The 25,535-nt window shown below is 63.7% G+C and carries 25 protein-coding genes; 13 read left to right on the plus strand and 12 right to left on the minus strand.

All coding sequences use genetic code 11. The features are described from left to right. The 6 genes from RH91_RS19205 to RH91_RS19225 all read left to right on the plus strand — a co-directional run. Window positions 1-665 (plus strand): phosphocholine cytidylyltransferase family protein (locus RH91_RS19205; RefSeq protein WP_010164889.1); only part of this gene is annotated, 665 nt, incomplete at its 5' end. 197 nt (window positions 666-862) lie between these two features. Further along, window positions 863-1,063, plus strand: a complete 201-nt coding sequence (gene rpsU / locus RH91_RS21810; RefSeq protein ID WP_010164891.1) for a 30S ribosomal protein S21 — start codon at window positions 863-865, stop codon at window positions 1,061-1,063. Window positions 1,064-1,572: 509 nt separating this feature from the next. After that, a complete protein-coding gene (locus RH91_RS19210; RefSeq protein ID WP_010164892.1) occupies window positions 1,573-1,863 on the plus strand; it encodes a hypothetical protein in 291 nt (96 codons plus the stop codon). A gap of 4 nt (window positions 1,864-1,867) precedes the next feature. After that, window positions 1,868-2,158 (plus strand): DUF1488 family protein, encoded by a 291-nt coding sequence (locus RH91_RS19215; RefSeq protein ID WP_010164893.1) that lies wholly within the window; start codon window positions 1,868-1,870, stop codon window positions 2,156-2,158. Window positions 2,159-2,519: 361 nt separating this feature from the next. After that, a complete protein-coding gene (locus RH91_RS19220; RefSeq protein WP_029624083.1) occupies window positions 2,520-3,086 on the plus strand; it encodes a DNA-3-methyladenine glycosylase I in 567 nt (188 codons plus the stop codon). Next, window positions 3,083-4,486, plus strand: coding sequence for an MFS transporter (locus tag RH91_RS19225; protein ID WP_010164895.1), 1,404 nt, complete (start codon window positions 3,083-3,085; stop codon window positions 4,484-4,486). The genes RH91_RS19220 and RH91_RS19225 overlap by 4 nt, the downstream gene beginning before the upstream one ends. Window positions 4,487-4,604: 118 nt before the next feature. Here RH91_RS19225 and RH91_RS19230 read toward each other — a convergent pair whose 3' ends face one another. Further along, a complete protein-coding gene (locus RH91_RS19230; protein WP_232283603.1) occupies window positions 4,605-5,417 on the minus strand; it encodes an ATP-grasp fold amidoligase family protein in 813 nt (270 codons plus the stop codon). Between the two features lie 367 nt (window positions 5,418-5,784). On the opposite strand from RH91_RS19230, the gene RH91_RS19235 reads away from it, so the two are divergent. After that, window positions 5,785-6,885 (plus strand): ABC transporter ATP-binding protein, encoded by a 1,101-nt coding sequence (locus RH91_RS19235; protein WP_037479894.1) that lies wholly within the window; start codon window positions 5,785-5,787, stop codon window positions 6,883-6,885. Here the strand turns inward: RH91_RS19235 and RH91_RS19240 are convergent. The 3 genes from RH91_RS19240 to RH91_RS19250 are packed head-to-tail and all read right to left on the minus strand — an operon-like array spanning window position 6,875 to window position 9,899. Further along, window positions 6,875-7,717, minus strand: a complete 843-nt coding sequence (locus tag RH91_RS19240) for a carbohydrate ABC transporter permease (protein ID WP_010164902.1) — start codon at window positions 7,715-7,717, stop codon at window positions 6,875-6,877. The genes RH91_RS19235 and RH91_RS19240 overlap by 11 nt on opposite strands. Continuing rightward, a complete protein-coding gene (locus RH91_RS19245) occupies window positions 7,708-8,589 on the minus strand; it encodes a carbohydrate ABC transporter permease (protein ID WP_010164903.1) in 882 nt (293 codons plus the stop codon). Before RH91_RS19245 ends, RH91_RS19240 begins: the two co-directional genes overlap by 10 nt. Continuing rightward, complete coding sequence (locus tag RH91_RS19250) at window positions 8,586-9,899, minus strand: extracellular solute-binding protein (protein WP_232283604.1); 1,314 nt, start codon at window positions 9,897-9,899, stop codon at window positions 8,586-8,588. Before RH91_RS19250 ends, RH91_RS19245 begins: the two co-directional genes overlap by 4 nt. A 346-nt stretch (window positions 9,900-10,245) precedes the next feature. Between RH91_RS19250 and RH91_RS19255 the strand changes: the two genes are divergently transcribed. From RH91_RS19255 to RH91_RS23255, 3 genes are all read left to right on the plus strand, one after another. Beyond that, window positions 10,246-13,005 (plus strand): TonB-dependent receptor domain-containing protein, encoded by a 2,760-nt coding sequence (locus RH91_RS19255; RefSeq protein ID WP_010164905.1) that lies wholly within the window; start codon window positions 10,246-10,248, stop codon window positions 13,003-13,005. A 91-nt stretch (window positions 13,006-13,096) separates the two neighbouring features. Next, on the plus strand, window positions 13,097-13,342 hold the full coding sequence (locus RH91_RS23250) for a glycosyltransferase family 2 protein (protein ID WP_010164906.1): 246 nt from the start codon (window positions 13,097-13,099) through the stop codon (window positions 13,340-13,342). Window positions 13,343-13,437: 95 nt separating this feature from the next. Then, window positions 13,438-13,836 (plus strand): hypothetical protein, encoded by a 399-nt coding sequence (locus RH91_RS23255; RefSeq protein WP_232283605.1) that lies wholly within the window; start codon window positions 13,438-13,440, stop codon window positions 13,834-13,836. Between the two features lie 260 nt (window positions 13,837-14,096). On the opposite strand, the gene RH91_RS23510 is transcribed toward RH91_RS23255, so the two are convergent. After that, the gene (locus tag RH91_RS23510) at window positions 14,097-14,219 is read right to left on the minus strand and encodes a hypothetical protein (protein WP_269724695.1); all 123 of its coding nucleotides are present in this window, start codon (window positions 14,217-14,219) and stop codon (window positions 14,097-14,099) included. A 114-nt stretch (window positions 14,220-14,333) separates the two neighbouring features. Here RH91_RS23510 and RH91_RS19265 point away from each other — a divergent pair, with 114 nt between their 5' ends. Together RH91_RS19265 and RH91_RS19270 are read left to right on the plus strand one after the other, a co-directional pair. Further along, window positions 14,334-14,810 carry a hypothetical protein gene (locus RH91_RS19265; RefSeq protein WP_010164907.1) on the plus strand — a complete coding sequence of 159 codons (477 nt, stop codon included), beginning with the start codon at window positions 14,334-14,336 and terminating at the stop codon, window positions 14,808-14,810. Between the two features lie 298 nt (window positions 14,811-15,108). Next, a complete protein-coding gene (locus tag RH91_RS19270) occupies window positions 15,109-15,420 on the plus strand; it encodes a hypothetical protein (protein ID WP_010164911.1) in 312 nt (103 codons plus the stop codon). 27 nt (window positions 15,421-15,447) lie between these two features. Here RH91_RS19270 and RH91_RS19275 read toward each other — a convergent pair whose 3' ends face one another. From RH91_RS19275 to RH91_RS19285, 3 genes are read right to left on the minus strand one after another with little or no spacing between them, the layout of a single operon-like run. Further along, entirely contained in the window at window positions 15,448-16,101 is a 654-nt protein-coding gene (locus tag RH91_RS19275) for a 2-dehydro-3-deoxy-6-phosphogalactonate aldolase (RefSeq protein WP_010164913.1), read from the minus strand. Continuing rightward, window positions 16,091-16,978, minus strand: a complete 888-nt coding sequence (locus tag RH91_RS19280; protein WP_010164914.1) for a 2-dehydro-3-deoxygalactonokinase — start codon at window positions 16,976-16,978, stop codon at window positions 16,091-16,093. The genes RH91_RS19275 and RH91_RS19280 overlap by 11 nt, the downstream gene beginning before the upstream one ends. Next, entirely contained in the window at window positions 16,969-18,549 is a 1,581-nt protein-coding gene (locus tag RH91_RS19285; RefSeq protein ID WP_010164917.1) for a sodium/sugar symporter, read from the minus strand. The genes RH91_RS19280 and RH91_RS19285 overlap by 10 nt, the downstream gene beginning before the upstream one ends. Window positions 18,550-18,655: 106 nt before the next feature. On the opposite strand from RH91_RS19285, the gene RH91_RS19290 reads away from it, so the two are divergent. Further along, window positions 18,656-19,375 carry a FadR/GntR family transcriptional regulator gene (locus RH91_RS19290; RefSeq protein WP_010164918.1) on the plus strand — a complete coding sequence of 240 codons (720 nt, stop codon included), beginning with the start codon at window positions 18,656-18,658 and terminating at the stop codon, window positions 19,373-19,375. 106 nt (window positions 19,376-19,481) lie between these two features. Here RH91_RS19290 and RH91_RS19295 read toward each other — a convergent pair whose 3' ends face one another. The 4 genes from RH91_RS19295 to RH91_RS19310 form a co-directional block, all read right to left on the minus strand. Next, the gene (locus RH91_RS19295) at window positions 19,482-22,223 is read right to left on the minus strand and encodes a TonB-dependent receptor (protein ID WP_029624087.1); all 2,742 of its coding nucleotides are present in this window, start codon (window positions 22,221-22,223) and stop codon (window positions 19,482-19,484) included. Window positions 22,224-22,376: 153 nt separating this feature from the next. After that, a complete protein-coding gene (locus RH91_RS19300; RefSeq protein WP_010164920.1) occupies window positions 22,377-23,513 on the minus strand; it encodes a cellulase family glycosylhydrolase in 1,137 nt (378 codons plus the stop codon). 16 nt (window positions 23,514-23,529) lie between these two features. Continuing rightward, entirely contained in the window at window positions 23,530-24,678 is a 1,149-nt protein-coding gene (locus tag RH91_RS19305) for an aldose epimerase family protein (protein ID WP_010164921.1), read from the minus strand. A 17-nt stretch (window positions 24,679-24,695) separates the two neighbouring features. Next, entirely contained in the window at window positions 24,696-25,532 is an 837-nt protein-coding gene (locus RH91_RS19310) for an SMP-30/gluconolactonase/LRE family protein (RefSeq protein WP_010164923.1), read from the minus strand. Window positions 25,533-25,535 lie beyond the last annotated feature (3 nt).

The raw sequence follows: 25,535 nt of genomic DNA on the forward strand, positions 1-25,535 counted from the left end.
CCCCGCTCAAGCCTCTCTGCCCGGTCGGCGGTAGACCGCTCATCGATCATGCGATCGCCGGTCTGGCTAATGCCGGACTGAAAAATGTGATCGTGGTGCTGGGTTACGGTGCCGAACAGATCGAGGCGCATATTGCGGCGAAGACGTGGCCGATCACTGTCCAGACGGTGCGAACCGAGGATTACCGCAAGCCAAACGGTGTTTCGCTCCTTGCGGCGGAAGGGCATGCCGCCGGTCGGCAGACGCTGCTGGCAATGTGCGATCATCTGGTCGACCCCGAACTCTACCGCCGCACTGCCGAAGCTGGTGCTGCCGGCATGGCGCGATTGGCGATCGACCGTCGGATCGGCAGCGACTGGGTCGACCTGGAAGATGTCACATGCGTCCGAACCGAAGCCGAGCGGATCGTAGCTATTGGAAAGGGCCTTGTCGCCTATGACTGTTTCGATACGGGCGTCTTCGCAATCGGAGCTGGCTTCTTTTCCGCGCTGCGGGGTCTGAACGATCCCTCGATCACCGAGGGCATGCGCATACTGGCGCAGCATCGGCGCGCATCAACCCTCGATTGTAGCGACCTAGACTGGATCGATGTCGACGATCAGGCCGCGCTAGACACGGCGGAGGCGTGGCTGCGCCGAAAAGGTGGGGTCGAGTTATTGTTTTGACGTTGGGTCGCCATGCCGGGGCGAGACCGATATCGACGTTCCCCAGTTCCGAAGCCGTCGCCTACCCCACCGACATGTCAAAATGTGGAGGATGATAAATGAGCCACTAATCCGGCGCATCGGGTCTTGGCTTGAAGCGCCCCGGACCATAGAGCGAGCTACGTCTACGGCACTCACGACATCTCAAGAAGGCCAGCATGCAGATCATCGTACGCGACAACAACGTGGACCGGGCACTCCGCGTTCTGAAGAAAAAGCTGCAGCGCGAAGGGGTTTATCGTGAACTGAAGCTTCGGAAACACTATGAGAAGCCCTCTGAGAAGCGTGCCCGTCAGCATGCTGCCGCCATCCGTCGCGCGAAAAAGGCTGATCGCAAGCGCGCCGAGAAGGACGGCTGATCAGTTTTCGTGCTGCCCGTGACGACGCGACCGGATAATAGTCACCTGCGATCGCTTCTCATTGCGCTGAACAATGCAAGCTGGCCTCAGCTACCCGAAGGCAAATGTGTCAATACGGCTTGACCTGCGCGGTGTGAATCACCGCGAAGCGACTGGAAGCCGTCAGCGGCCCTTCAACTGAGCTGGCCGATAAGAATCGCCTGCTGGAGAAAATAGATGCCGATCCTCGTTATGCTCATGCTCGAGGCGTCTCCCCTTCCCCTGCCGCACTGTCGCGTCAATCAACTTCACTTCTCGCTCGACGCGCTCGACCAGGAGTTTAGTCCCCCTCTTCCTGATCGGGTTCGCAAGCTTCCGCGTCCAACCGGACGGATCTGGATCGGTCCTGGATATTAATGTCACGTGGGATGTCCAGCCGCGAGATCTGCGTTAGCTACCCTTCCCTACGTGTTTAGAATGCGTCACACCCAATTTAGCGAGCTGAGCTGCCCATCGAACAGTGAGATGTCATGACCGAAGCAACCTGGGGCAAAGACACAAAGACCCCCTACATTGATTGGCGCATGAGCGCGGCATTGGAAAACGTACCGAGAGGCGACACTGACTTGGCCGAGGTTACCAGCCTTGAGGGCGCAGTACGCACTTGGATCGATCTTGACTTTCAACATAAGGCCGCTGCGACACTTACGGTCGAACGCGCTATACAAATCGACGGCGTATCGATCGAAACGTTCAGTAGCGAAGGTATCGGTGTGCTGGCGGAACGCCTGCCGGGATTGGCCACGCGATCGAAGGACTGAATAAATGGCCAGATCCAGCGTCCGCTTCGAGATGGGCAACCACGAGTGGATCGCCGAGCGCGACAGCATCAAGTTCTTGGGCACGACCGACCTTGGTGAGGTAGATTTCCTGATCACCGCCGACGCCCTGGCGGAACTGCTCAATCCCGAGCTTGGTGCAATCGATACAGAGACCGCGATCGAGGTGTTTGTTGAGTTCGAGAGCGACATCCACAGGATCGCGCAGCGTGAGTTCGTCAAACGGCTCGGTGGAGAACCACCCATCCTGCTGACCTCTGCGGATCTCGATAGTTAGCCGCAGTGCGGGTCCGAACGGTTCGATGTGATCACCGAACCGACCAAAAAATTATCCGAGGCGGACCTAAACCGCGATCCCTCGCGCCCGTTGCAGCAACGTTGCGGGAATCAGGTGGAAGGGCGGCTGGGTGGCTAACGTCAGGTGCCGAACGTCGACCTAGCATTCTTTAGTGAATCGGATCGCTGGTTCCGCGACGACTGGCAAAGTGCCCCCCGAAAGTGCTCGTACCAGCCCCGCTCTCAGACGCTTGTTCATGTGAGCAATCGGCGACTTCGCTACAAAGTATCGACATGCGTTGGTGATCCAGGCATCCCTTCCTGGGCATGATCAGCTACACTCTAACCGTCCGGATCTAGATGTGACAGAACCGCGTCCGCCGCGCTGCCGCTGGGCGCAATCTCACCCTCTGCTCGCCGCTTATCACGACACCGAATGGGGCTTACCCGAGCACGATGGTCGAGCTCTGCGGGAAAAGCTCATGCTCGACGGCTTCCAGGCCGGGCTCGCCTGGATCACCATCTTGCGCAAGCACGCCGCATTCCGGGCCGGTTTTGCGGGATTCGATCCCGAGAGGATAGCGCGCTTCGGCGAGAACGATGTCACCCGACTACTCGGTGACACAGGTATCGTGCGCTCGCGTGCCAACATCCAGGCGACGATCGGCAATGCCCACGCCTTGCTCGCGATGCAGGCGCGGAACGAGAATTTTTCGGCATTCGTCTGGAAGTTCGTCGGCGGCGCGCCGATCATTGGCGACGGCCTAACTGGGCTTACCCGATCGGCGGAGTCCGAGGCGTTGTCAGCAGCGCTGAAAGAACGCGGGTTCAAGTTCGTCGGTCCGGTTATCGTCTATGCCTGGATGCAGGCGTGCGGGCTTGTTGATGATCATGAAGTGCAATGCTTCCGTCGGCGCATTGCGGCATGAATCCGTTGCTGTCGGCGGCCTGTGATCGCAGCCGGACAGAACGGCGCAGCGCCGGATCGGTCACCCATCCCGGCTGGACGATCACGGCGACGATGCTCGCTTCTAGTCTCGCCTTCATCGACGGCTCCGTGACCAACGTCGCGCTTCATGCAATCGGCAAGGATCTGAGCAGCGACGCCGACAACCTGCCGTGGATCATCAACGCCTATCTGCTGCCCCTGTCCGCCCTGCTGCTATTCGGCGGCGCGTCCGGCGATCATTTCGGACGCCGACGAATGCTGATCGCCGGAATCGTCGTGTTCGCGATTGCCTCCATCGGCTGCGCGCTTGCCCCCGACCTTGGGGTCCTGCTCGCATCGCGGGCGTTGCAAGGGATCGGTGCTGCGATCTTGATGCCAAGCAGCCTCGGCATCCTGGGCAGTTCGTTCGAAGGTGAAACGCGGGGACGTGCGGTGGGCACCTGGGCAGCAGCGGGCGCCATAGCCAGTGCCGTCGGTCCGCCGCTGGGCGGCTGGCTAGTCGATGCCGTGGGTTGGCGCGCGATCTTCTACCTGAACCTGCCGGTCGCCGTCGCTGCGATCCTCGTCGCGTGGCGGTATGTCAGCGAAAGTGAGGCGGAGCAGCATCCACTGGACTGGCCTGGCGCGCTACTTGCGACCGCTGCGCTGGGCAGTCTGACCTGGGCATTGACACTCTGGTCCAGCCGCCACGCCGCCTCGCGGGAGACGTTGGGCGGCCTCGGCGGTGGCATCGCCCTACTCCTTCTTTTCGTCTGGAACGAGCGGCGGCGCGGTGAGCGGGCAATGATGCCACTGGCTTTGTTCGCGTCACGACCGTTCGTTGGCCTGACACTTCTGACGTTGATGCTCTACGGAGCGCTGGGCGGCCTGCTCGTGCTATTGCCCTATCTACTCATAGTCGGCGGGGGATACAGCCCAACGCAGGCTGGGCTGGCGCTGCTGCCATTCTCGATCGTGATCGGCACCGTGTCGCGGATCGCCGGGCGGCTAAGCGAGCGGATCGGCCCGCGTTGGCCGCTGACGATCGGCCCCATCCTGACCGCCGCAGGGTTCGCGCTGCTCGTCCGTGCTGACCCCCAGGCTAGCTACTGGACCAGCGTTCTGCCGGGAATAGCGGTCATCGCACTTGGCATGGCCGGTGCCGTGGCACCGCTTACCACCGCAGTCCTCTCGTCGGTTGACGATCGCCACACCGGCACCGCCTCGGGCTTCAACAGCGCCATAGCCCGGACCGGCGGTCTGATCGCGACGGCGCTAGCAGGTGCGGTAATCGCCGTTCCTGCCGCCGAGATTGCAAGCGGCTTTCACATCGCCGCCATCGTGGCAGCCGCCTTCGCCGCGAGCGCAGGCATCATTGCGTTCATGACGCTGCAGCGCTGAGGCGAGCCCGCCAGACTGGCAAGAGGCCGGGGGACAGGATCAGACCTGCTTCCCGGGTCGGCTTGCCGACATCAGGGCGTTTTAGCACTCCAAATCGCCCCAGGTAGCGAACGCCCGTTCAGCCGTACCCCTGCCCTGCTCTAGCCTGCCGCCAGAGATCGCCCATTTGTCGATCCAGTGACGCTGGCACGATGGGCAGAAGCCCGGAGCCTGGATAAACGGTGACCTCGCCAAAGAGAGGTTTCTCAGCGACTTCGTAGCAGTCGATCCGAAGAAAGGAATAGTCGCGCGCAAGCCGCTCGGCTCCGATGATCATCTGATCGAGCGAGACTGGGCGTGCGGGATCGAGGTCGCATGTCGGCGCCGAGGCACGGACCCAGTTGCGATCCATGACAATCCATCGGTGTGCGGTCGCTCGGTCCAGGTGGACCTGTACGAACGCTACGCAGCCGCCGAATACGAATAGTTTATAGTCGACAGGCAGCTTATATCCCTGTCCAAGATAGCGCTCGATCAGCAGGCCCGAAGGAACGCTTCCATAGGCCCACTCGTCCAACCAGCGGCCATAGCGCATGACAACCCATTGAGCCGCCTTCGAACGCGCCGTGACCCAGTCAGCCTGCGTACGTACAAATACCACATGACCGCAGCCATGCCGCGCCTTGACGACAAGCGGCAGCGGCGCGGGCGGTCGAAGAGGCAACATGTGCCCCTGCCACAGCGTGGGTATCACCCAATCGGAACCCAGCACGGCAGCGACTGCCGTTTTCACCTCGACCTTGTCCACCAAGCCGGGCAGCCGTGGATCGCGATCGTGGAGCTTGCGATGCTGCACCCATTCGGTGAAGCGCTTTGGCGCACGTAGATTCAGGACACGCCGGTGCTGCCAAAAATAAGTGAGATGCAAACGCAGTATGGTCGAAAATATCACCTCTCTCATGTCGCGCGATTGTGCATGGAAATGCAAGGGTACTGGTTCGTGTTGGCCTAACAGATGGCGACTGCAAACGGCGTAGCCCGCCGCGCTGACCTGTCGCTGAATTAACCTACAATGCGACGTTCGCGGCGCCTCACCCGCTGCCCGCCTTCGAACATTTGCTGAGGTTCATGCTTCTGGATGATGCGTTTTTAGAGACCTCGAGCTTCCTAAACCGCTCGTCAGTGTTTCCGTCCCGATCGCTTGGTGCCGTCGGTTGCGTCCGCTTGTCGGCCATTGGCGAAGCGGCATCACATCGCACATCCGACCTGAGAACGCGTCGTGAGTTGACCGGCGTGGGACCACGGTTACGGTCATGCCGATGAGCAGCGTCGTCGTCGAGCATCTTTCCAAGACCTTCGGTGCGGCAGACGCGCTGCATCCGACAGATCTCTCGGTCGCGTCGGGCGAGTTCATCGTCATCATCGGTCCATCGGGGTGCGGCAAGTCGACGCTGTTGCGGCTGATCGCGGGGCTGGAAACGCCGAGCGCCGGCCGGATCGAAATCGGCGGCCGCGACGTCACCGCGGTAGAGCCAGCGGATCGCGGCATCGCCATGGTGTTCCAGTCCTATGCGCTCTACCCGCATCTTTCCGTCGCGCAGAACATCGCCTTTCCCTTGCGCATGGCGAAACTGCCAAAACAGGTGATTGTCGAGAAGGTCGCCGCCGTTGCCGCGACGCTCGAACTTGAGGCGTTGCTCGATCGACGTCCCAGCGCGCTTTCCGGGGGACAGCGGCAACGCGTGTCGATCGCCCGCGCGATCGTTCGCGATCCCGCGGTCCTGCTGCTCGACGAGCCGCTGTCCAATCTCGATACCGCGTTGCGGGTCCGGATGCGCCACGAGATTGCGCGGCTGCACCAGCGCCTCGGTGCGACGATGATCTACGTGACGCACGATCAGGTCGAGGCGATGACGCTTGCCAACCGGATCGTCGTGATGGCGCAGGGCCGCATCGAGCAGGTCGGTGCACCGCTCGACCTGTATCGCGCGCCCGCCACGATCCGCGTCGCCGCCGCGATCGGCTCACCGGCGATCAATCTGCTGCCCGTGCGGATCGTGCGCGCAGAGCCGACCGTCGTGACCGTCGCGCTCCCGGATGGCGGGATCTGCCGGATCGATGCCGTGGTCCCGCAAACGACGGTCGATGCCCCCGCCACGCTCGGCGTCCGGCCCGAGCATCTCCATCCCGACCCGCACGGCGTGTTCGGGGGGCAGGTCGAGCTGTTCGAGCGGTTGGGGCCATTGTCGTTCGCGCATCTCGGACACGGTGGCGATACGGCGCATCTGGTCGCGCAATTGCCGCACGACCGCCACGTCGTACTCGGCGAGACGCTCCGCTTCGCGATCGCCGCTTCGGACGCGCTCCTGTTCGACGGCGACGGTACTGTCTACGCCCGACCGCACACGATCACCCCTTGATGCTGCCGCCGAGGATTCCGGTAAAATAATAGCGCTGCAAGGCGAGGAACAGCAGCAGAACCGGAAGCGTGGTCACCACGGCCCCCGCCATCATCAGTTCGGTATCCCCGCCATGTTCGCGGCTGATTGCCGCCAGCGCGACGGGAAGCGTGTAATGCTGCTGATCGGTGATCGCGATCAGCGGCCACAGAAAATCGCTCCAGCTAGCGAGGAACGCGAATAGTGCCAGCGTCACGACCACCGGGCGTAACAGCGGCAGCACCACGCTCAGGAAGATGCGCGCTTCGCTCGCGCCGTCGATCCGCGCCGCGTCGAGCATTTCGTCGGGGATTGCGAGCGTTGCCTGGCGGATGAACAGCACCCCGTAAACGCCCGCCAGCCACGGCGCGAGCACCCCGGCATAGGTGTTTACCAATCCGGCCGACTTGAGCATCAGAAAAAGCGGCAGCATCGCGACCTGCGCCGGCACGACGGCGAGCGCGAGCAAGGCCTGGAGCATGCGCGCGCGGCCCCAGAAATGCAGCTTGGCGAAGGCATAGCCGGCTGGCACGCACAGCAGGAGGCTCAGCACCGTGGTGAGCGACGCGAGGACGACGCTGTTCCCCAGCGCGGGCAGGATATGGTAGCTGGTCAGGCCGCCGGGGTGCGGCAGCAACAGCTCGCGATAATTGGCGAGTGTCGGACGGGCCGGCCAGAACGGCGGCGGAAAGGTCGCGGCGGTGCCCGGTGCCATCAGCGAGACGTTGACCATCCACAGCAGCGGCAGCACGGCGACCAGCGCAAGCAGGGCGACAAGCGCAGTGCGCAACAGGCTGCCGGCATTCACCACCATTCGTTGCGCTTCCCCACTCGCGCCTGCACCGCCGTCACCAGCAGGATGACGACGAACACGATCATCGCGACGGCCGAGGCCATGCCCAGGTTCCACCAGGTAAAGCCCTGATCGAACATGAAATACAAGACGGTCACCGTGCTTTGTGCCGGGCCGCCATGCGTCATCACATAGGGTTCGGTGAAGATCTGGATGAAATTGGCGACGCTCAGCACCGCTGCGAGCAGCAACGCCGGACCGATCGCGGGGAGCGTGACATGCCGGAAGCGCGCCCACGCCCCCGCGCCGTCGAGCCGCGCCGCCTCGGCCAGTTCCTGCGGCACGGTCGACAGCGCGGCGATGAAGACGAGCATGTTATAGCCGAACGCCTTCCACACGATGAAGATCAGCGTCGCAGGAATGCTCGTCCGCGGATCCCCCAGCCAGTCCACCGGCGCGACACCGATCCGGGACAACACGTAATTCAGCAGTCCGTTGTGCAGATCGAACAGGTAGCGCCAGACCACCGCGGTTGCGACCAGCGTCGTGACGTAGGGCGCGAACAGCAGCACGCGCCAGACCGGTTTCCACCGCACTGTCGCCGAACTGATCAGCAACGCCACACCGAGCGACGTGGCGATCGCGGCGGGAACACCGATCGCGGTGAACATGGCGGTGTTCCCGACGGCCCGCCAGAACAACGGCATCCGGAGCAATTCGGCATAGTTGCCGGCCCCGACGAACCGCAGGTTGGCGACATCGGCAAGCGCATAGATATCGAAATCGGTGACGCTCAGCAGTGCCGCCCCGATCGTCGGGATCACCAGCACGAGCACAGTGGCGATCATCACAGGGAGAACGAAGCCAAGCCCCGCGCGCGACTGACGGGTCATGCCGCGCGGCCCCGCTCCGCCAGCCAGCGGCGCTTTTCGAGAATGCGATCGACCCGTTTGTCCATTTCGACCGTGGCAGCATCGACGCCATAGTCGCCACGCACCATGTGTTCGGCAACGAGCTGGACTTCGGCGACGATCCGTTCCCATTCGGGAACGGCCGGCGGTGCGACGCTGTGCGCGATCTGGGTCGCGAAGGTGGCCGACACCGACTCGCCGCGCAGGTCCGGTGCCCGCCACGCGCTCCGTCGCGTCGGCAGATCGCCGGTGATGGCGTAGACGCGACGCTGGGTCGCGGGATCTGACAGGTAGCGGACCAGCGCCCATGCAGCGGCAGGGTCGCGTGCGGCGTGGCTGACGGCGAGGCTGGTGCCGCGTGCCATTGCGACCCCGGCCCCGCGCGGCCCCGGGGTCAGCGCGACATCCCACAGATCGCGCGGCAGCAGCGCCGTGCGACGCCGCAGATCGCCGATCGACGTCGCGTTCGACGGCAGGATTGCGAACCGGCCATGGCGCCAGGCGACATAGGTATCGCCTGCCTCGGCCCCGGTCGTCACCGGGGCAAGGCGTTCGTCGAAGATCCCCTTGTAGAAGCCGAGCGCGGTGCGGAAGCCGTCGGACGAGAAATTACCGCGCGTCGCGTGATCGCGCAGGAACGGAACCCCCTGCTGCGCGGCAAAGGCGAACAACGGTTCGGGCCAGTCGAGCAAGTGCAGCGTCGCGAAGCGGTCGGGCTGACGGCGCTTGATTGCCCGTGCCATCTGCATCCATTCGCTCCAGGCAAGCGGCGGGGCCGCATAGCCCGCCGCCGCAAGCAGATCGCGGCGATAGAATTGCACCCAGCTGTCAGCCGTCCACGGCACCGCCATCGCCCGCCCAGCGACCTCGACCGACGCGACTGCGCCCGCGACCTGATCGGCGAGCAGTGGCGAGCGAACCGCGGGCGGCGCGACCGCGCCGATCAGGGTCAACTCCGGCAGCCACGCGCTGTTGAGCATCATCACGTCGGGCAGCGAATTGCCGGCGAACCCGGTGAGCAGCTTTTCATGCGCGCCGGTCCATGGCAGCGCCTGCACCGCGACCGCGATGCCGGTCGCCGCGCGAAACGCCGGGAGTAGCTCGGGCGCGTTCTCGCCGAGCGTACCGATCGCCCACCATCGCAGACCTTGACCGGACGCGCCGCATCCGCCGAGCGCAAGACCGGCGCCCAGCGCGAGCAGCGTGCGGCGTGCAACGGGCGTGTCGAAGCTCGGTATATCGCGTTCCCGGTATGTCCTTCCCGACAGGGTATCCCCGGTTTCACGGCTCACCAACAGGAAACGATCTAAAAATATTGATTCGGATCATTCCCCCGATCCGGTAATGTCCGCAAGAGGCGGGGCGGCGGCAAGACCATAAAGGCGAGCCGACGCCATCTCGGGTGTATCGCCGGGTGGCAGGAACCGTGTGTAAGAGGGGTGTCTTATGTTGCTGGCTGTGTATCGCCGCTGTTTGTTGACCGGCACCGCCTTGTGCCTCGGAACCGCAGGCGCTGAAGCGCAAACTGTCCCCGCTCCTACGCCGCCAAACGCCGCATCGAACGGTTCCGCGAGCGACCAGCAACCGCCGGCTTCCACACCCGTTGCGCCGAACGCGGCGGAAGGCACCGACATCGTGGTGACCGGCTCGCGCATCGCGCGCGCCGAATTCGCCGCGCCCAACCCGATCACCGCGTTCACCGCCGCCGCGATCCAGCAGTCGGGCAACACCAACATCACCAATTTCCTCCAGCGCGTCCCCGCGCTGACGGGCTCGCGCGATTCCACGCAGACCTCGGGGGGCAATGCGGTCTATTCCAACCCGTTCGGCGCGGCGGGGCTGAACGAACTCAATTTGCGCAACCTCGGCACCAACCGGACGCTGGTCCTCGTCAACGGCCGTCGCCATGTCGCGGGGGAGGCCAACAGCGCCGCGGTCGACATCAACAGCATCCCGACCGATCTGATCGAGCGGGTCGACGTGCTGACCGGCGGGGCGTCGGCGGTTTACGGCGCGGACGGCGTCTCGGGCGTCGTCAATTTCATCCTCAAACGCGATTTCGACGGAATCGCGGCGCGCGGACAGCTCGGCATCTCGTCGCGCGGCGACGCCGGCAACCGCTTTGCCTCGATTGCGGCCGGGCACAGTTTCGCGGGCGGCCGAGGCAATCTGACGCTGGCCTACGAATATAACGCGGATGACCGGCTCGAGAACGACGATCGGTCCTACCTGCGGGCGGACCAGCGGCAGTATCTCATCCCCAACGACGCCGCGGCGACCAACCCGGCGGCGCCGCACAACATCCTGGTCGGCAACCTGCGCTATCCCAACGAATCGCCGATTGGCGCGGTCGATGCAACGGGCAGCGGCACGCCCAATTTCAACGGGCTCGGCCAGCCCTATCAGCACGGCTCGCCGGCCGCCTATTATTCGACCGGGGGCGACGATACGCCCGTCGCCGGCTTCTATTCGGGTGACCTCGCGCCGCGGATCGAGCGGCACGACGTCAATCTGCTTGGCCATTACGACGTCTCGGACGCGCTCAAGCTCTCGGTCGAGGCCAAGTTCGCGCAGACCAAGGCGACGAGCTTCGATTATTACATCGGCACCTATGGCGCGCCGATCACGCTCGACAATCCGTTCATACCCCAGTCGATCCGCGCCGCGGCGCTGGCCGCAGGACAGACGCAGGTCGCGGTAACGCGCGACAATATCGATTATGGCCGCCATGGCGAGACCGACCTGCGTCGCACCTATCGTGGCGTGTTCGACGTTACCGGCCGGATCAGTAACCATGCGACGTATGACGCCTATTTCGAATATGGCCGCACCGACGTTGACATCACCAAGCTCAACAACCTGCTTGCCGCGAATTATACGAATGCGCTCGACGTCGTCACCAGCCCTGCCACCGGCCAGCCGGTCTGCCGCACCAACCTGACCGGCGGCAACCCCGCCTGCGTTCCGGTCAGCCTGTTCGGTGCGGGGCCGATCAGCCCGGCGGCGCTACGCTATTTCCAGGTCGACGACACCAGCTTCGCGCGGATCACGCAGCAGGTCGCCAACGCGTCGATCAGCGGCGATTTCGGTGCGTTCTTCGCCTTGCCCGGTGGGCCGGTGCAATTCTCGGTCGGCGGGGAATATCGCCGCGAGACGAGCGCGTTCGAACCGAGCGACAATCTTATCAACAACCGCTTCGTCGCCTTCACCGAACCGACGCTGGTCGTCCCGTCGGGCGGCAGGTTCGACGTGAAGGAGGCGTTCGGCGAGCTGAACGCGCCGATCTTCAAGGGCCAGCGTCTTGCCGAGACTCTGTCGGTCGGCGCGGCCTACCGCTTCTCGAACTATTCGACGATCGGCGACACGACCACCTGGCAGGTCAACGGGGTCTATGCGCCGGTCCGCGACATCAGCTTCCGTGGCTCCTACGGCGAGTCGGTGCGGGCGCCCAACATCGCAGAATTGTTCCAGCCGCTCAGCGGAGATTCGAACTTCTTCATCGATCCTTGCGCGCCCAATGAGCTGGGCCACGGGACGCAATATCGCGCTGCCAATTGCGCGGCCGTCCTGTCGGCGGTCGGCGCGGCGATCTCGCCGGCGCTACAGACCGCGAGCAACGTCGTGGGCACGCGCGCGGGCAACCCGGCGCTCAAGGCCGAGACGGCGCGAACCTGGACCGCGGGCGTCGTGCTGCGCCCACGGTTCCTGCGCGGGCTGACCGCGTCGCTCGACTGGTACGATATCGACCTGCGCGGCGCGATCAGCACGCCGGCCCCCTCGCAGCTCGCGTCGCTGTGCGTCGATCAACCCTCGGTCGCCAATCCGTTCTGCGCCGCCATCACGCGCACGCAAGGGACCGGCATCATCAGCGGCTATGCGGTCCAGCCGCAGAACGTCTCGCGCTTCCGCACCGCAGGCGCCGATTTGAACATCGATTATGTCATTCGGGCAGGCAAGCTCGGAACCTTCGATTTCCGGTTGGTCGGCGGTTATCTCGACCGGCTCGAGTTCGTCGGGACGCCGGGTGCAGCGGCCACCGACAATGTCGATCAGCCCGGCGCGCCGAAGTTTAATTTCAACCTGTCGCCTAGCTGGACGCGGGGCGGCCTCACGATCGGCTACAATTTGCGCTGGGCGGACGCGACCCGGACAGTCGACAAGCTGACCACCGACAATGACCCCAACTACGCGCCGGCGGCGCAGCTGCGCTACAGCGAATTGTGGCAACACGATCTCCAGATCGCGCTCGACGTCGGCCGCGCCTATTCGATCTATGCCGGCGTACAGAACCTGACCGACCAGAGGCCCGATCCGGGCAATGCGATCAACCAGCCGATCTCCGCGGTCGGACGCTATCTTTATACCGGGGTAAAAATTCGGACCGGTAGGTTTCGATAAGCTTTCCCAAGCCGATGTTGACGGGCGGATCGGGCGGGTCGAAAACAGAAGGCCGCTTGATCACCCGCACAAAGCTGGCAGAGGAACGGGAATGGACCCTGCCCCGCTCCTCCACGCTGCGCGCTCGACGTACGACGTCGTCATTCCCTGCTACAATCGCGCGCATGTCGTAACCGATGCAGTCGACAGCGTCCTCGCACAGGACCCAGCGCCACAGCGCGTAATCATCGTCGATGATGGCTCGTCCGATGACAGCGCCACCGTCATCCGCGTGCTTGCGGCGACGCACGACGCGGTGGAGGCGGTCGTTCTGCCGCGCAATATCGGCGCGTCCTAGGCGCGAAACACCGGCGCGGGGCTTTCGCGCGCCCCCTGGATCGCTTTCCTCGACAGTGACGACGTCTGGCTGCCTGGCGCGGCGCTGCACGGGCGTTGCTCGACAGCACCGGGCATGGTGCGTTCGAGATCGTCGTCGGACATTTTGCACGTGTCGAGGGGCACGAGGCACCCGACGCCCCGGAATGTGGGTGGGATGGAGACTGCATCCGCCGTGGTCTTGCCAGCGGCGGAGTAGTAGGTCCGAGCTGGTCGATCGTTTCCCGGGCCATCGTCGACCGCATCGGCGGTTTTGACCCCAGCTTCCACAATTGCAACGACTGGGATTTCTATACCCGCGCAGCCGCAGCCGGTGCCCGTGTCGCCAGGATCGATCAATGTGTCGCGCTGTACCGCACCGTAGCGGGCAGTCGTTTAGTCGGCAATACCGACATCAGTGCACGCAACGCTCTGCGCGTGGTTGCACACCCGTATCTGGCGGGCTTCAACGCCTGAGGCAGCTCGATAGTGAAATGCGGCGATGACCCAATCCTGGACACTCGAGGCCCCCTCGCCGGTTCCCGAAAGTGACCGCTGATTCATCTAGTGTCACTGTGGTTTCGAGGCACGTCATTGCGGTCGTTAAATGCCGCGAGAAGGTAGAGAACGAGCCCACCGTTTTGAGGAGTTGCTCGGCTAGATTGCAGGTGCGCAGGCAAAGCTGCCGAACGCGAGGAGCAGCTCTGCCTTCGAGATAGCGGCGGGATGCAGATGTCTCAAACGACGAGCAGGGCAACGGCGTCTGCTTTATCGCCGAAGGTCAGATAGGACAGTGAGCTCATCACCTGAAAATCGAGACGACTGGGTTCCGCAAGAACGACCGTGACGGACGACGTCATATGTTTGCGGCACATCACTTTCGACGAACTGGATAGAAGCAAGCCGCCCGGCGCTGTGTCGGGCGCAGACTCCGGACCAGATCTTGCTGCCGACTCTGTTGCGACTTGGACCGAATGGCGGTGGTGTCCAAACTCGCCGGCGGGTCGCGGATCATGACTTTCGAATTGTGTGGCCCCGCCGCCTGTACGGTCTTCTACAAAACCTCCACCGACGGGTGGGATTGGGGCGATGCGCACAATGTCGGTTCGGCCATTCGCCTTGCCGACGGGCGCTATTTCGCACACGCCCCCACCAACACCGTGATGCCCAACGGCGCGATCATGGTGGTCGGGCAAGTGCTGATGAACGGCGACGGCTCGGTCGCTGCGGCCAACGGGTCGATTATTTTCAAGAGCGCGAGCGGAAGCGTCACCGGGCCGTGGACGACGATCACCGCGCCCGTTTCTGTCCCCGGCGCTTATGACAATTACTGCCCTAATTACTCTTCGCCGCTCTTGTCGGTGTCGAACGGCGCCAGCGTGCTGGAGATGGCCAGTCGCGTACAGACCAGCCACTGCCTGATGTATTTTGGACGCGGTTCGGCGAACTGAACGATCGGGCCGGGCGATATTCGTCGTCCGGCGCGATTGCTGCCCCGAGGCGGAGGGATAGGATGAGAGCGGGTATCATTGCGGGTCTGATTGTCGGCTGCCTGTGTGTCGCGGCGATGCTCTGGCCGGGCGCTCGACCGACGAAGGGTCGGGGTGCCGAAATCATCATCGTCCGAGGCGATTCTCGCCCGCCAGTCCTGCGCGCGCCTAGCGCCGACGCAGCAGCGCGCCCCCCATCGAGCGCGACTGCATCGCCACGGATGCGAGCGCGCAGGACCCGCGTCAGCTCTACGCGCTGGTGCGCCAGGAACGCCGCGACCCGCTCTGGGCGAGCCGCGCCGAAGTTGCGATCAAGGATCGAATCGCGAGCGTCGCCGATGTCGGGCGGGATGCGCCGCTGGACGTGCTGTGTGGCGCCAGCATATGCGAGGCGACGGGCGTTGCCGCCGCCGGTGCGCCGCCGGAAACGCTGGCGCGCGCATGGGATGCATTGCAGCGCGCGACCGGCAGTGCTGCGCTCAATGGACTAGAGCTAATATCGACGGCATCGCGCTTCGGCAGCGGCCACAGTTTGCATGCCTATACGCTCTATTATCGGCGGACCGCATGATGGCGCCATCGCCCCGGCTGCCGTCGATCAGCCGCGCTCCGCCGATCGCGCAGCGCAAGCCTTCGCCGCTGACACGAATGCCGCCGCATTGCGCCCGACCTGCGCGGCATCCATCCCGGCCTTGTACAGGGCCGAACCCAGTCCGAAACCCTCGCATGCGTGGTGCCAGTCTTCCATCGTCGCAGACGTGATGCCGCCGACTGCGAGGATCGGACACGTCCGCGGAATGACCGCGCGCTGGGCATTCAGAATCTTCGGCGACGCGGCCTCCGCCGGAAACAGTTTGAGGCCCGATGCGCCCGCGTTGATTGCGGCAAACGCTTCGCTCGGCGTGAAATAGCCCGGCAAGGACACCAGGCCGAGCCGCACGGTTTCGGCGATAACGGTCACATCGACATTCGGCGAGATCACCAGCCTTGCGCCGGTTTCGCCAACACGCCGGGCATCGTCGGGCGAAAGCACCGTGCCTGCGCCGATCAACGCCTCGCCGCCGAAGCGCTTCACCAACCGCGTAATGCTCTCGAACGGCTCGGGCGAATTCAGGGGCACTTCGACGATGCCGATCCCGGCCGCGAGCACTGCCTCGACAATGCCCTCGACCTCGTGGGGTTTGATACCCCGGAGGATCGCCACGAGCGGGCAGTGCGTCAGCGCCGCAGTCAAGAGCGGGTCAGCGGTCATCGATTTTGTCCCAGATTGCAGTGATGCCAGCGAGAAACGCACGGTGGCTGTCGAGCAGGATCGGCGCCCCTCCAGCTTGCACCACCGCGGCGGCGTAGAGCGATCCAAGCGCTGGATCGGCCAAGATATGGACCGGTTCCCTTATGGCGATCGCCTGTTCGTTCACATCCGTGCCGATCAGCAGACCGCTGACCCGCGAGGCAATTTCGCTCGGGTCGCGCAATCCGAGCACGGCGGCGGCACGCTCGCCGAACAGGTCCGACAAGAGATGGCCTTCGCTCGCGAGCGCCAGGCCGTCCCGGAAGGCCGCCCCGTCGATCACCTTCCCTTTCAGAAATTCGCTCAACACGCTCTGATTGCGGAGCAGCGCGAACATCTCGCCGGTCATCGCGGTGCGGAAGCCGGCGATGCGGCCGGCCTCCATCCGCGCCCATTTGCAATGCGTGCCCGGTTGACACAGCGTCGCATCGGCAGGCGCCATTCCGGCGGCGACGGCACCCAGGAGTTGCACTTCCTCGCCGCGCATAACGTCGCTGCGCGCGTTGCGGATCGCGACACCGGGCACGATCGCGGTCCTGCCGGGCTCGACCCAAAATATCCCGTCCACCAGATCCTCGATCCCGGCCGGGCAAGACCGATACGGCACTTCGGCCCAGCCGCGCGTCGATCCGACCATGCCCGCGCAGATCACCGGCACGTCGCCAAAGCGCGCGCGAAGTCCCGCGACCGCGGGCGCGAACGAAGCCTGCGCCATGCTCAGCACGCCCTGGTCGTCGCGCAGCGTTTCGATCACGCCGCCCGCGGCGTCGATCGGATATGCCCGCCGATTGGTCGTGCCCCAGTCGATCGCGATAAAGGCGGGTGTGCTCACCACCACGTCCCGTACAAAGCGACGAGGATCAGCAACACGCCGATCGCGCCGACGTTGAACGACGGTTCGGTCGCGTAGCTGACCGACTTTGTGTCGATCGTATCGGTCGCGCCGCGCGGCCGCGTGATGAGCGAGACGATCACCGCCAGACCGAGCGCGATGAGGAACACCAGCCCCATCCGGTTCATGAAGGGCAAGGTCGGCAGCAGCGTCTTGAACGCCCAGGACAGGATCACCGATGCCGCCGCGGCGGTGAGCGCACCGGCTTCGTTGGCGCGCTTCCAGAACAGGCCGAGCAGGAAGATCACAGTTATTCCTGGGGTAAAGAAGCCGGTGAATTCCTGGATGAACTGGAATGCCTGTTCCGAACTGCCGACCAGCGGCCGCGCAGTGACGATCGCCAACAGGATTGCGACCACCGCCGCCGCCCGGCCAACGAAGACGAGGTGTCGCTCCTGCGCCTCGCCGCGATCGACCCCGCCGCGCCGCTTGGCGTAAAGATCTAGCGTGAAGATGGTCGCGATCGAATTGATCTTTGACGCAGTCGACGCGACGATCGCGGCGATCAGTGCCGCAAAGACCAGCCCAAGCAGACCGCTCGGCAACAGCCGCATCATCGTCGGATAGGCTTCGTCGGGTTTTGCCAGGCCGGGCGTCAGCACCACCGCGGCGATGCCCGGTAGGACGATGACGAGCGGCATCAGCAGCTTCAAGAACGCCGCGAAGATGATGCCCTTCTGCGCCTCGCCGATGCTCTTGGCCGCCAGCGCGCGCTGGATGATATATTGGTTGAACCCCCAATAGCTGAGATTGGCGATCCACATCCCGCCGATCAGCACCGAGAGGCCGGGGAGATCCATGTAATGCGGGTCGCTTCGTTTGAGGATCATGTGGAAATGGTCGGGGATCGCCGCGGTCAGACGATGGAAGCCGGCGATCAGCCCTGCCCCCCCGCCCAGCTTGCCGAGTGTCAACGCGGCGATGATCAGGCCGCCGAGCACCAGCAAGGTAACCTGCACGATATCGGTCAGCGCGACGGCCTTCAGGCCTCCGCGGATCTGGTATAGCAAGGCGAAGGTGCCGAGCAGCACGAGCGCGAGATCCTGGTTGATACCCGCGACCTTGGTTACCGCGATCGAGCCCAGCCAAATGATCGAGGTCAGGTTGACGAAGATGTACAGCGCCAGCCAGAACAGCGCCATCAGCGTGCGGATCGACGGACCGTAGCGCCGCTCGAGGAACTGCGGCATGGTGTAGATCTGGTTCTTAAGGAAGATCGGGAGAAAGAATTTGCCGACAATCAGCAACGTCAGCGCCGCCATCCACTCATACGATGCGATCGCCAGGCCGATCGCATAACCTGACCCGGACATGCCGACAATCTGTTCGGCCGAAATGTTCGCGGCGATCAGCGATGCGCCGACCGCCCACCACGGTAGACTTTTCGATGCCAGAAAATAATCGGTGGTGTTCTTCGGCCCTGCACCGACCCGGTCGCGTGAGACATATTGCGCCAGTCCGAAGATACAGATGAAATAAGCCGCGACGACGATGACGTCAATTGTGGCAAGCTGCATCTCGAACCCTTCCCCTAATTCGGTCCGCCAGCTAACCATGGCATAGCGGCCGGGCCATTTATATGATCTATGATACCTACAAGGCGAACCGCAGGGAGTGCAAGCGATGTCTACCGATCCAGGTGAAATCCGGATCTCGCTCGGGCGTAATTTGACGTACGGGCTGCTCGATCATCTGGGCAAGACCATCGTCACCGGTGGTTATGCCAAGAAAGCCTTTCCGACCGAGGCGGAATTGTCGAAGCAGCACGGCGTCAGCCGCTCGGTCACACGCGAGGCGGTGAAGATGTTGACGACCAAGGGCCTGCTCAGCGCGCGACCGCGGCAAGGCACCATCGTTCAACCCGACAGCGCGTGGAACCTCCTCGACCCCGACGTACTGCGCTGGCTGCTCGACCGCAAATTCTCGATCAAATTGCTGCGCGAGTTCAATCAATTGCGCGTCGCGATTGAGCCTGCCGCCGCGGCGCTCGCCGCGACCTTTGCCGACAAGAACGGGCTGGCGCTGATCCGGGCCGGGTTCAACCGGATGCGCGTTGCCGAAACCGGCGAGGACGACACGCTCGAGGCAGACATTGCGTTTCACGTCGCGATCCTGCGCGCTTCGACCAATCCGTTCTTCGCGCAATTTTGCGATGTCGTGGCGACAGCGCTCCGCACCTCTATCCGCTTTACCAACCGTATCCAGGGCCGGACCGCCGATCTCGCAGCGCACGAAGCGGTACTTTTCGCAATCGAAGCGCGCGACCCTGAAGCGTCACGCATCGCGATGCTGCGCATCATTGACGACGTGATGGACTTGATCGTCCGCTCGTCCACCGACTGAACGGCAGGTAACCTAGAAAAACGGAACCGCTCTTGACCACTTCCGCGACGAAGGGGCATCCGGTCGATCCACATCGACCGGATGACAGGGACATCGTGAAGCGACCTCAGAAACGTACTGCGACGCCCAGCGAGTAGGATGAATCGTCGTAGCGATAATCGCGCGGCAGGTTCGAATCGCCATAATAGCTGCGATATTTGGCGCGGGTCAGGTTGGTGCCATCGATCGACAGCGTGACGCCCTTGCGAAACTCGAACCCGATGCTGGCATCGAGACGGCCGTTCGGACGCACCTGATTGAGGATCAGTGACTGGCCGACCGGGCGGACGTTGGTGCCGCCGTAATTCTCGTCATAATAGCTCCCCCGATAGGTATAGACGACCCGGCCGGTCAGGCCCTTCTTGTCATACAGTCCACCAATGTTGTAATTGTACTTCGATACACCCTGTATGTTCTGGCCGAACAGCGGATCGCCGACGGTCTTAACCTTGCTGTCCGCGAGCGTGAAGTTGCCGAAGACCCCGAAGCCGTTCAGCGCGCTGGGCAGGAAATCGAAGAAGGTCTGCGCGCTGACCTCGATCCCCTTGAGCGTCACGGCGCCAACGTTGCGCGGGCGGGTAATGTTATAGTTGAATCCGTTGATCATCTCAACCTGGCTCTGGCTGATCACGCGGTCCTTAATGTCCTTGTAATAGCCACCGATGGCAACGAAGCCATTGCGCGAGAAATAATATTCGAGCGTGGCGTCGTAGCTGTCCGACTTTTGCGGTCGCAGATCCGGATTGCCGCCCGACCCGGCTGGCAGGATCAGGCTGTTGGTCGAGATCAGATAGCTCAGCCCGGGGTTGAGATCGCCGAAGCTCGGCCGTGCAATCGCGCGCGAGTAGGTGGCGCGCGCCTGCAGGCCACCGCCGAACCGCAACCGCGCGCTCGCGCTCGGCAGGAAGTCGTTGTCGGTGGTGCTCGCACCGAACGGCGTCAAAACGGGCACCGGGTTGGGCACCGCCGTCGTCGACGCCGGGGTCACGAACGACGCACCTGCGATTTGACGTTCGGTCCGCGTGTATCGCCCGCCGATCTGGCCATCAAGCGTGATCGGTCCGCCGATCGGGACCTTGTAAGCGGCCTGGAGATAGGCCGAATAAGTCTTTTCGGACGCAGAGAAGGAGCGATCTGGCGTGAAATTGGGGAAGCCGGCACCGAGCCCATAAAGCGCCCGCAGTTTGTCTTGAACGGCAGGGTCACGCAGTTCGTCCTGGTTCGGAACGATGATGCCGAAGCCATTGTTGATCGTCGGCGTACCCAGCGCGTGGACGAGGAAGTTTGAATCAAGGAACGGTACGTTCGCAATGAGCGTCCCACACACGCCGACGGGGCACACGCCGCCGAGCGATTGCTGATGCGTCGCGCTGTGATCGGCATAGCGCGCCCCGAACTGAATATTGTCCAGGATGCTGCCGACCCGATAGGTTCCGTCGATCTTTGCGGCAAACTCCTTGCCGCGATCGCGGATGTTGTCCTGGTTCAGCGGCGACAGCGCAAAATTCGTCGGGTCGCCCAGGCCGTTGACCGTGTCAGTGTAGACGGTGCCGCCGTTGACGTTGGTCGCCACGTCGGTGGTGATGCCGTTGCCCGATTTAAAGATGTCGAGAATGAAGTTCTGGTTGCGCACCTGCGAATGCTGGTACGAAACGTCGGCGTTTAGGCTCAGATTGCCCGACGTATACTTGGCGCCGCCTGAGATAATATACACCGAGGTTCGATCGTAATGCGCTTGCGTGCTAGTGAAGCCGCCGTGCCCGGTCGAAGTAAATGAACTGGCGGTGCATAGGTTCTGAACCGTGCCGGCGGGATCATAGAAACCCGCGCTGTTGACAGCATAATTCTTGCACTCGTTCGTCTTTTGTACATTACTGAAGGAGGTGCCGCTGAACACATCGTCGATCTGAAAATAACTTGCCGACTTGTTGCTGTAGCGCGTGTATAGGCCGTTGGCATAGATCTCAAGGCCCGGCGCGGCCTTCCACTGATAGGCCACGTTGGCTTGCTTGCGCTCGTACGTGCCCTGCTGCTCAACGCCGCCAACGCACGTCGGCGCGATGACGCCGGCGGCTCCCGGAGGGCCCTGCGTGCCGCTGCGGAAATCGCAATTGAAGGCAACCGGGCGGTCGAACACGTTGTGTGAATAGGACACGTCGGCCAGCAGGCCCATCTCGCCGAGTCCGGTTTCGAAGCGGTCCGAAACGAGCAAGCCGAGTACCGGATTAACCTCCTGCGCATTGCCGCTATACACCGCGCGCGCATTGCCGGCGAGCGTGAAGCCCTTGAAGTCGAACGGCTTGTGCAGGCGCAGATTGATGACGCCGGCAACGCCGCCTTCGATTAGTTCGGCCGAATTCGACTTATAGACGTCGGCACCCGCCAACGCCTCCGCTGGCAGATCCTGATAGCTGAAACCGCGACCCGTCCCGGTGAAAATCTCGCGCCCGTCGAGCGTGGTCAGGATGTCGGGCAGACCCCGGATGATCGGATTGACGATTTCATTATTGTCGCCGACCGTGACCTGCACGCCAGGGACGCGCTGGAGCGCGGCGGCGACGGTGCGATCGGGCAGCTTGCCGATGTCGTCGGCGACGATCGAATCGACGACGTTGTAGGAATCGCGCTTGATGTCAGCCGCCTTGGCGAGCGAGGCGCGGATTCCGGTTACGACGATGTCGCTGGCGGCGCTATCATCCTGCGCAGCGGCTTGAGATGGCGCCGGTGCTTGCTCTTGAGCCAAAGCGGGTGCCGCGGAGATCAGGGCGAACAAGGAAACAGACGAAAGTACCGCGAATTTCGAAATCATTTCTACCCCTCCTGAAGGACTCGCCGACTTTTCCATTCGGCTGAGGTCTAGGCCTATCGAACCGGCTTCGATAGGACAAGTCATATTTGTCAGACCACGGCAATAGTTGGCGGTGCAGCGGACGCCGTTTTCAAGACGTCCGCTGACTTGCGCTTATTGAGTCGGCACGACCGTCTTCGACGCGGTCGCAAGGCGCCGGATCAAGGCGGTTTCCGCCGGGCGATACGGCGTTCCATTGGCGCGAAACACCTCATGGAACCACAAGGTCGGCTCATCCATCGTATAGGGCTTCTTCCAGCTGTCCCACGGAAGGCGCGTCTGCGTCTTGCCATCGACGAAGCCCCAGTTGATCATCGCGACATTGTAGCGCTTGCCGATCGGCAGCGATCCGTCGAAGGTCGATCCGTTGCCGCGCGCCATGAACTCGGTACACAGCACCGGGCGACCGTAAAGTTTGAGCTGCTTCACGCGGCCTTCGAACTGCTCGGGCCAGCCATAGTCGTGAAAGGTGATGACGTCCGACTGTTCGAGCTGGAGCTTCTCCATCGCAGTCAGCTTGGCACCCGGCGACCAGTCGTCGTGCCACCATACCCCGCTCGTTACGGGCTGGATCGGTTCCGCAGCGCGCGCCCAGTCGAACACTTGCGCCAGCAGGTGGCGCACCAGCGGCTCCTTGCCCTCCTGGCCCTTATATTGATCGGCGGGATTGTCGGGCTCGTTCCACAGGTCCCAGCCGAGAATGCGGTTGTCCTTGGCGAACGCGCCGATTACGCCCGTGACATAAGCGCGATATTTCGGGTAGCGCGCCGGGTCGCGCAGCCCTGGCAGGCCCGGCGACTGGACCCAACCCGAATTGTGCACGCCCGGGATCGGCGGATGTTGCGGCCCCAGCACCGGATTGGGATCCCAGCAGCTGTCGAACAAAACGAACAGCGGCTTGATCTTGTGCCGCGCGGCGATCGTCAGGAATTCTTCGATGCGGCGCTTGAAGCCCTCCGGGTCCTGCTCCCACAATTGATCGTGCAGGAACACGCGCATCGTGCTCATGCCGATGCCCTGCGCCAGGGCCAGTTCGGCATCGATCCGCTTCGGGTCCCAGGTGGCGGCCTGCCACATTTCGAGCTGGTTGATCGCCGAGGCGGGGGTGTAGTTGGAGCCGACCAGCCAGGGCTGCTTGGCGTACCAGCCGTTGGCCTGCTGGGGCGTCCAGCGCTCGCGCGCCTCCGCGGGGGCGCTCGCCGCGGCGACGATCGCCGCCGTGCCGAACAGGAGTACGGTGAATCTCGTCATGATAGCCTCCCGCACCTCAGCGTTTCGCATCGAGGGTGAATTTGTAGATGATGACGTTGCGATAGGTCTGGCCGGGATCCAGCCGTGCCGACGGGAATTTCGGCTGGTTGGGCGCGTCGGGGAAGAGCTGCGGCTCCATCACGATCGCATCGCCCATGCGATAGATCTGCCCGCCCTTGCCGACCACGGTGCCGTCGAAGAAATTGCCCGAATAGAATTGCAACCCCGGCTGGTTCGACCACAGTTCGAAGCCGAGGCCCGACTGCGGCTCGGTCACCTTGGCCATCAGATGCGGTTGCGCCGTGACGGCGGTGCCGATCACCCAATTGTGATCATAGCCGCGACCATAGACGATCTGCGGATCGCGCCCGTCGCGCACGCGCGTGCCGACCGGATGCGGCGTGCGAAAGTCGAACACCGTGCCCGCCACGCTCGGCAGGGCGCCGGTCGGGATCGACGTCGCGTCGGTCGGCGTGTAGCGCTCGGCCGGGATCGTGACGAGATGCCCCATCGCGCCGCCGGGCGAGCCCGCGCCGGCCATGTTCCAATAGCTGTGGTTCGAAATGTTGACGAGCGTCGGCTTGTCGGTGGTGGCGCGATATTCGATCGTCAGCTGATTGCGCTCGTCGAGCGCGTAAGTGGCGAAGGTGGTCAGCGTGCCGGGATAGCCCATGTCGCCATCGGGGCTGACATAGCGCAACGTCACCGAAGCGGTCGGGCCGCTCTTCACGTTGACGACCTCCCACAGCACCTTGTCGAAGCCCTTGGTTCCGCCGTGCAGCGAATTAGGGCCGTTATTGACCGGCGTGTGATAGGTGTGGCCGTCGAAGGTGAAACGGCCGCCGGCGATGCGATTGGCGACACGACCGACCGTCGCCCCGAAGAATTCGGGCTTGGTGGCATAACCCTCGAGCGTGTCGTACCCCACCGCGACATCGATCGGTTTGCCGTTGCGATCGGGCAAGATCATCGACTGCAGCGCGGCGCCAAGCGCGATCACGCGTGCCGATACGCCGTGCGCATTGGTCAAGGTCACCGCGGCGACGGGGCGGCCGTCGGGCAGCGTGCCGAAGCTGCTCTGCTTCGCCTCGCCGGCGACCGCAGGGCTCGCCAGAACCAGGGCCAGCGCGCCCGCCGCCAGTGCCGCACCATTTTGTCGTTTCACATTGCTCTCCTCTGATCTTATCCGCGATAGCGTTGGGTCGGCGTGCCGATACAGCCGGGATGAACTTCGAACAGCGCGCCGCCGTGTGGCTCGTCGACGCCGTCCGATGCCGAAGTCACGAACATGCGGTCGAGCGTGGGCCCGGCAAAGAGGCAATTGGTGATCTGCGACGCGGGCAGCGCGATCGAACGGTCGCGCCGCCCGTCGGGGGCGAAGCGCGTCACGCAGCCCGCGCCCCAGCAGGCGATCCACAGCCCGCCCTCGGCGTCGAGCGTCATGCCGTCCGGGTCACCCCAGCCCGCCTCGAACGCGATGAAGGTTTCGCGCGGGCCGAGCCCGCCATCGGCATCCACGACGAAGCGGTATACGGTGCGCACCGCGCTGTCGGTATGGAAGAGCGTGCGGCCGTCGGGCGTGATCGCAGGACCGTTTGCGATACGATAGCCATCGTCGACCCGCGTCACGGTACCCTGCTGGTCGATCCGGTAGAGCGCGCCGGTCGGCTGCGCGCCGTCGAGCGCCATCGTACCGGCCCACAGCCGCCCGGCCGGGTCGGCCGTGGCGTCGTTCATGCGGTTGCCGCCTCGATCGGGATCGGCGAGCGGCACGATCGTCAGCGGATCGAGCGTCAGCGCGACGATGCGGCGGTCCAGCCCCGCGATGAAACCGGGCACGTCCTCGCGCTCAACGATCCAGCCGATCGTCCCCGGCATCTCCCAGCTATCGACGCGGCCGTCCGCGAGCCGCAGGCGGTTGACGCGGCGCCCGAGAATGTCGGTCCAATACACCGCCTGTTCGCGCTCCGACCATAACAGCCCCTCGCCCAGCACGTCGCGCCGATCGCGTGGGATCACGCG

Origin of the sequence: Sphingomonas sp. PAMC 26617, from assembly GCF_000242835.1 — a bacterium.
GTDB lineage: Bacteria > Pseudomonadota > Alphaproteobacteria > Sphingomonadales > Sphingomonadaceae > Sphingomonas.

Excerpts from the sequence above, each read along its gene's own strand:
- RH91_RS19290 (WP_010164918.1), top strand. The coding sequence starts at position 18,656 with ATGTCTACCGATCCAGGTGAAATCCGGATCTCGCTCGGGCGTAATTTG.
- RH91_RS19300 (WP_010164920.1), bottom strand. The coding sequence starts at position 23,513 with ATGACGAGATTCACCGTACTCCTGTTCGGCACGGCGGCGATCGTCGCC.
- RH91_RS19245 (WP_010164903.1), bottom strand. The coding sequence starts at position 8,589 with ATGACCCGTCAGTCGCGCGCGGGGCTTGGCTTCGTTCTCCCTGTGATG.
- RH91_RS19240 (WP_010164902.1), bottom strand. The coding sequence starts at position 7,717 with ATGGTGGTGAATGCCGGCAGCCTGTTGCGCACTGCGCTTGTCGCCCTG.
- RH91_RS19225 (WP_010164895.1), top strand. The coding sequence starts at position 3,083 with ATGAATCCGTTGCTGTCGGCGGCCTGTGATCGCAGCCGGACAGAACGG.
- rpsU (WP_010164891.1), top strand. The coding sequence starts at position 863 with ATGCAGATCATCGTACGCGACAACAACGTGGACCGGGCACTCCGCGTT.
- RH91_RS23250 (WP_010164906.1), top strand. The coding sequence starts at position 13,097 with ATGGACCCTGCCCCGCTCCTCCACGCTGCGCGCTCGACGTACGACGTC.
- RH91_RS23510 (WP_269724695.1), bottom strand. The coding sequence starts at position 14,219 with ATGACGTCGTCCGTCACGGTCGTTCTTGCGGAACCCAGTCGTCTCGAT.
- RH91_RS19265 (WP_010164907.1), top strand. The coding sequence starts at position 14,334 with ATGGCGGTGGTGTCCAAACTCGCCGGCGGGTCGCGGATCATGACTTTC.
- RH91_RS19295 (WP_029624087.1), bottom strand. The coding sequence starts at position 22,223 with ATGATTTCGAAATTCGCGGTACTTTCGTCTGTTTCCTTGTTCGCCCTG.
- RH91_RS19275 (WP_010164913.1), bottom strand. The coding sequence starts at position 16,101 with ATGACCGCTGACCCGCTCTTGACTGCGGCGCTGACGCACTGCCCGCTC.
- RH91_RS19215 (WP_010164893.1), top strand. The coding sequence starts at position 1,868 with ATGGCCAGATCCAGCGTCCGCTTCGAGATGGGCAACCACGAGTGGATC.
- RH91_RS19235 (WP_037479894.1), top strand. The coding sequence starts at position 5,785 with ATGAGCAGCGTCGTCGTCGAGCATCTTTCCAAGACCTTCGGTGCGGCA.
- RH91_RS19210 (WP_010164892.1), top strand. The coding sequence starts at position 1,573 with ATGACCGAAGCAACCTGGGGCAAAGACACAAAGACCCCCTACATTGAT.
- RH91_RS19285 (WP_010164917.1), bottom strand. The coding sequence starts at position 18,549 with ATGCAGCTTGCCACAATTGACGTCATCGTCGTCGCGGCTTATTTCATC.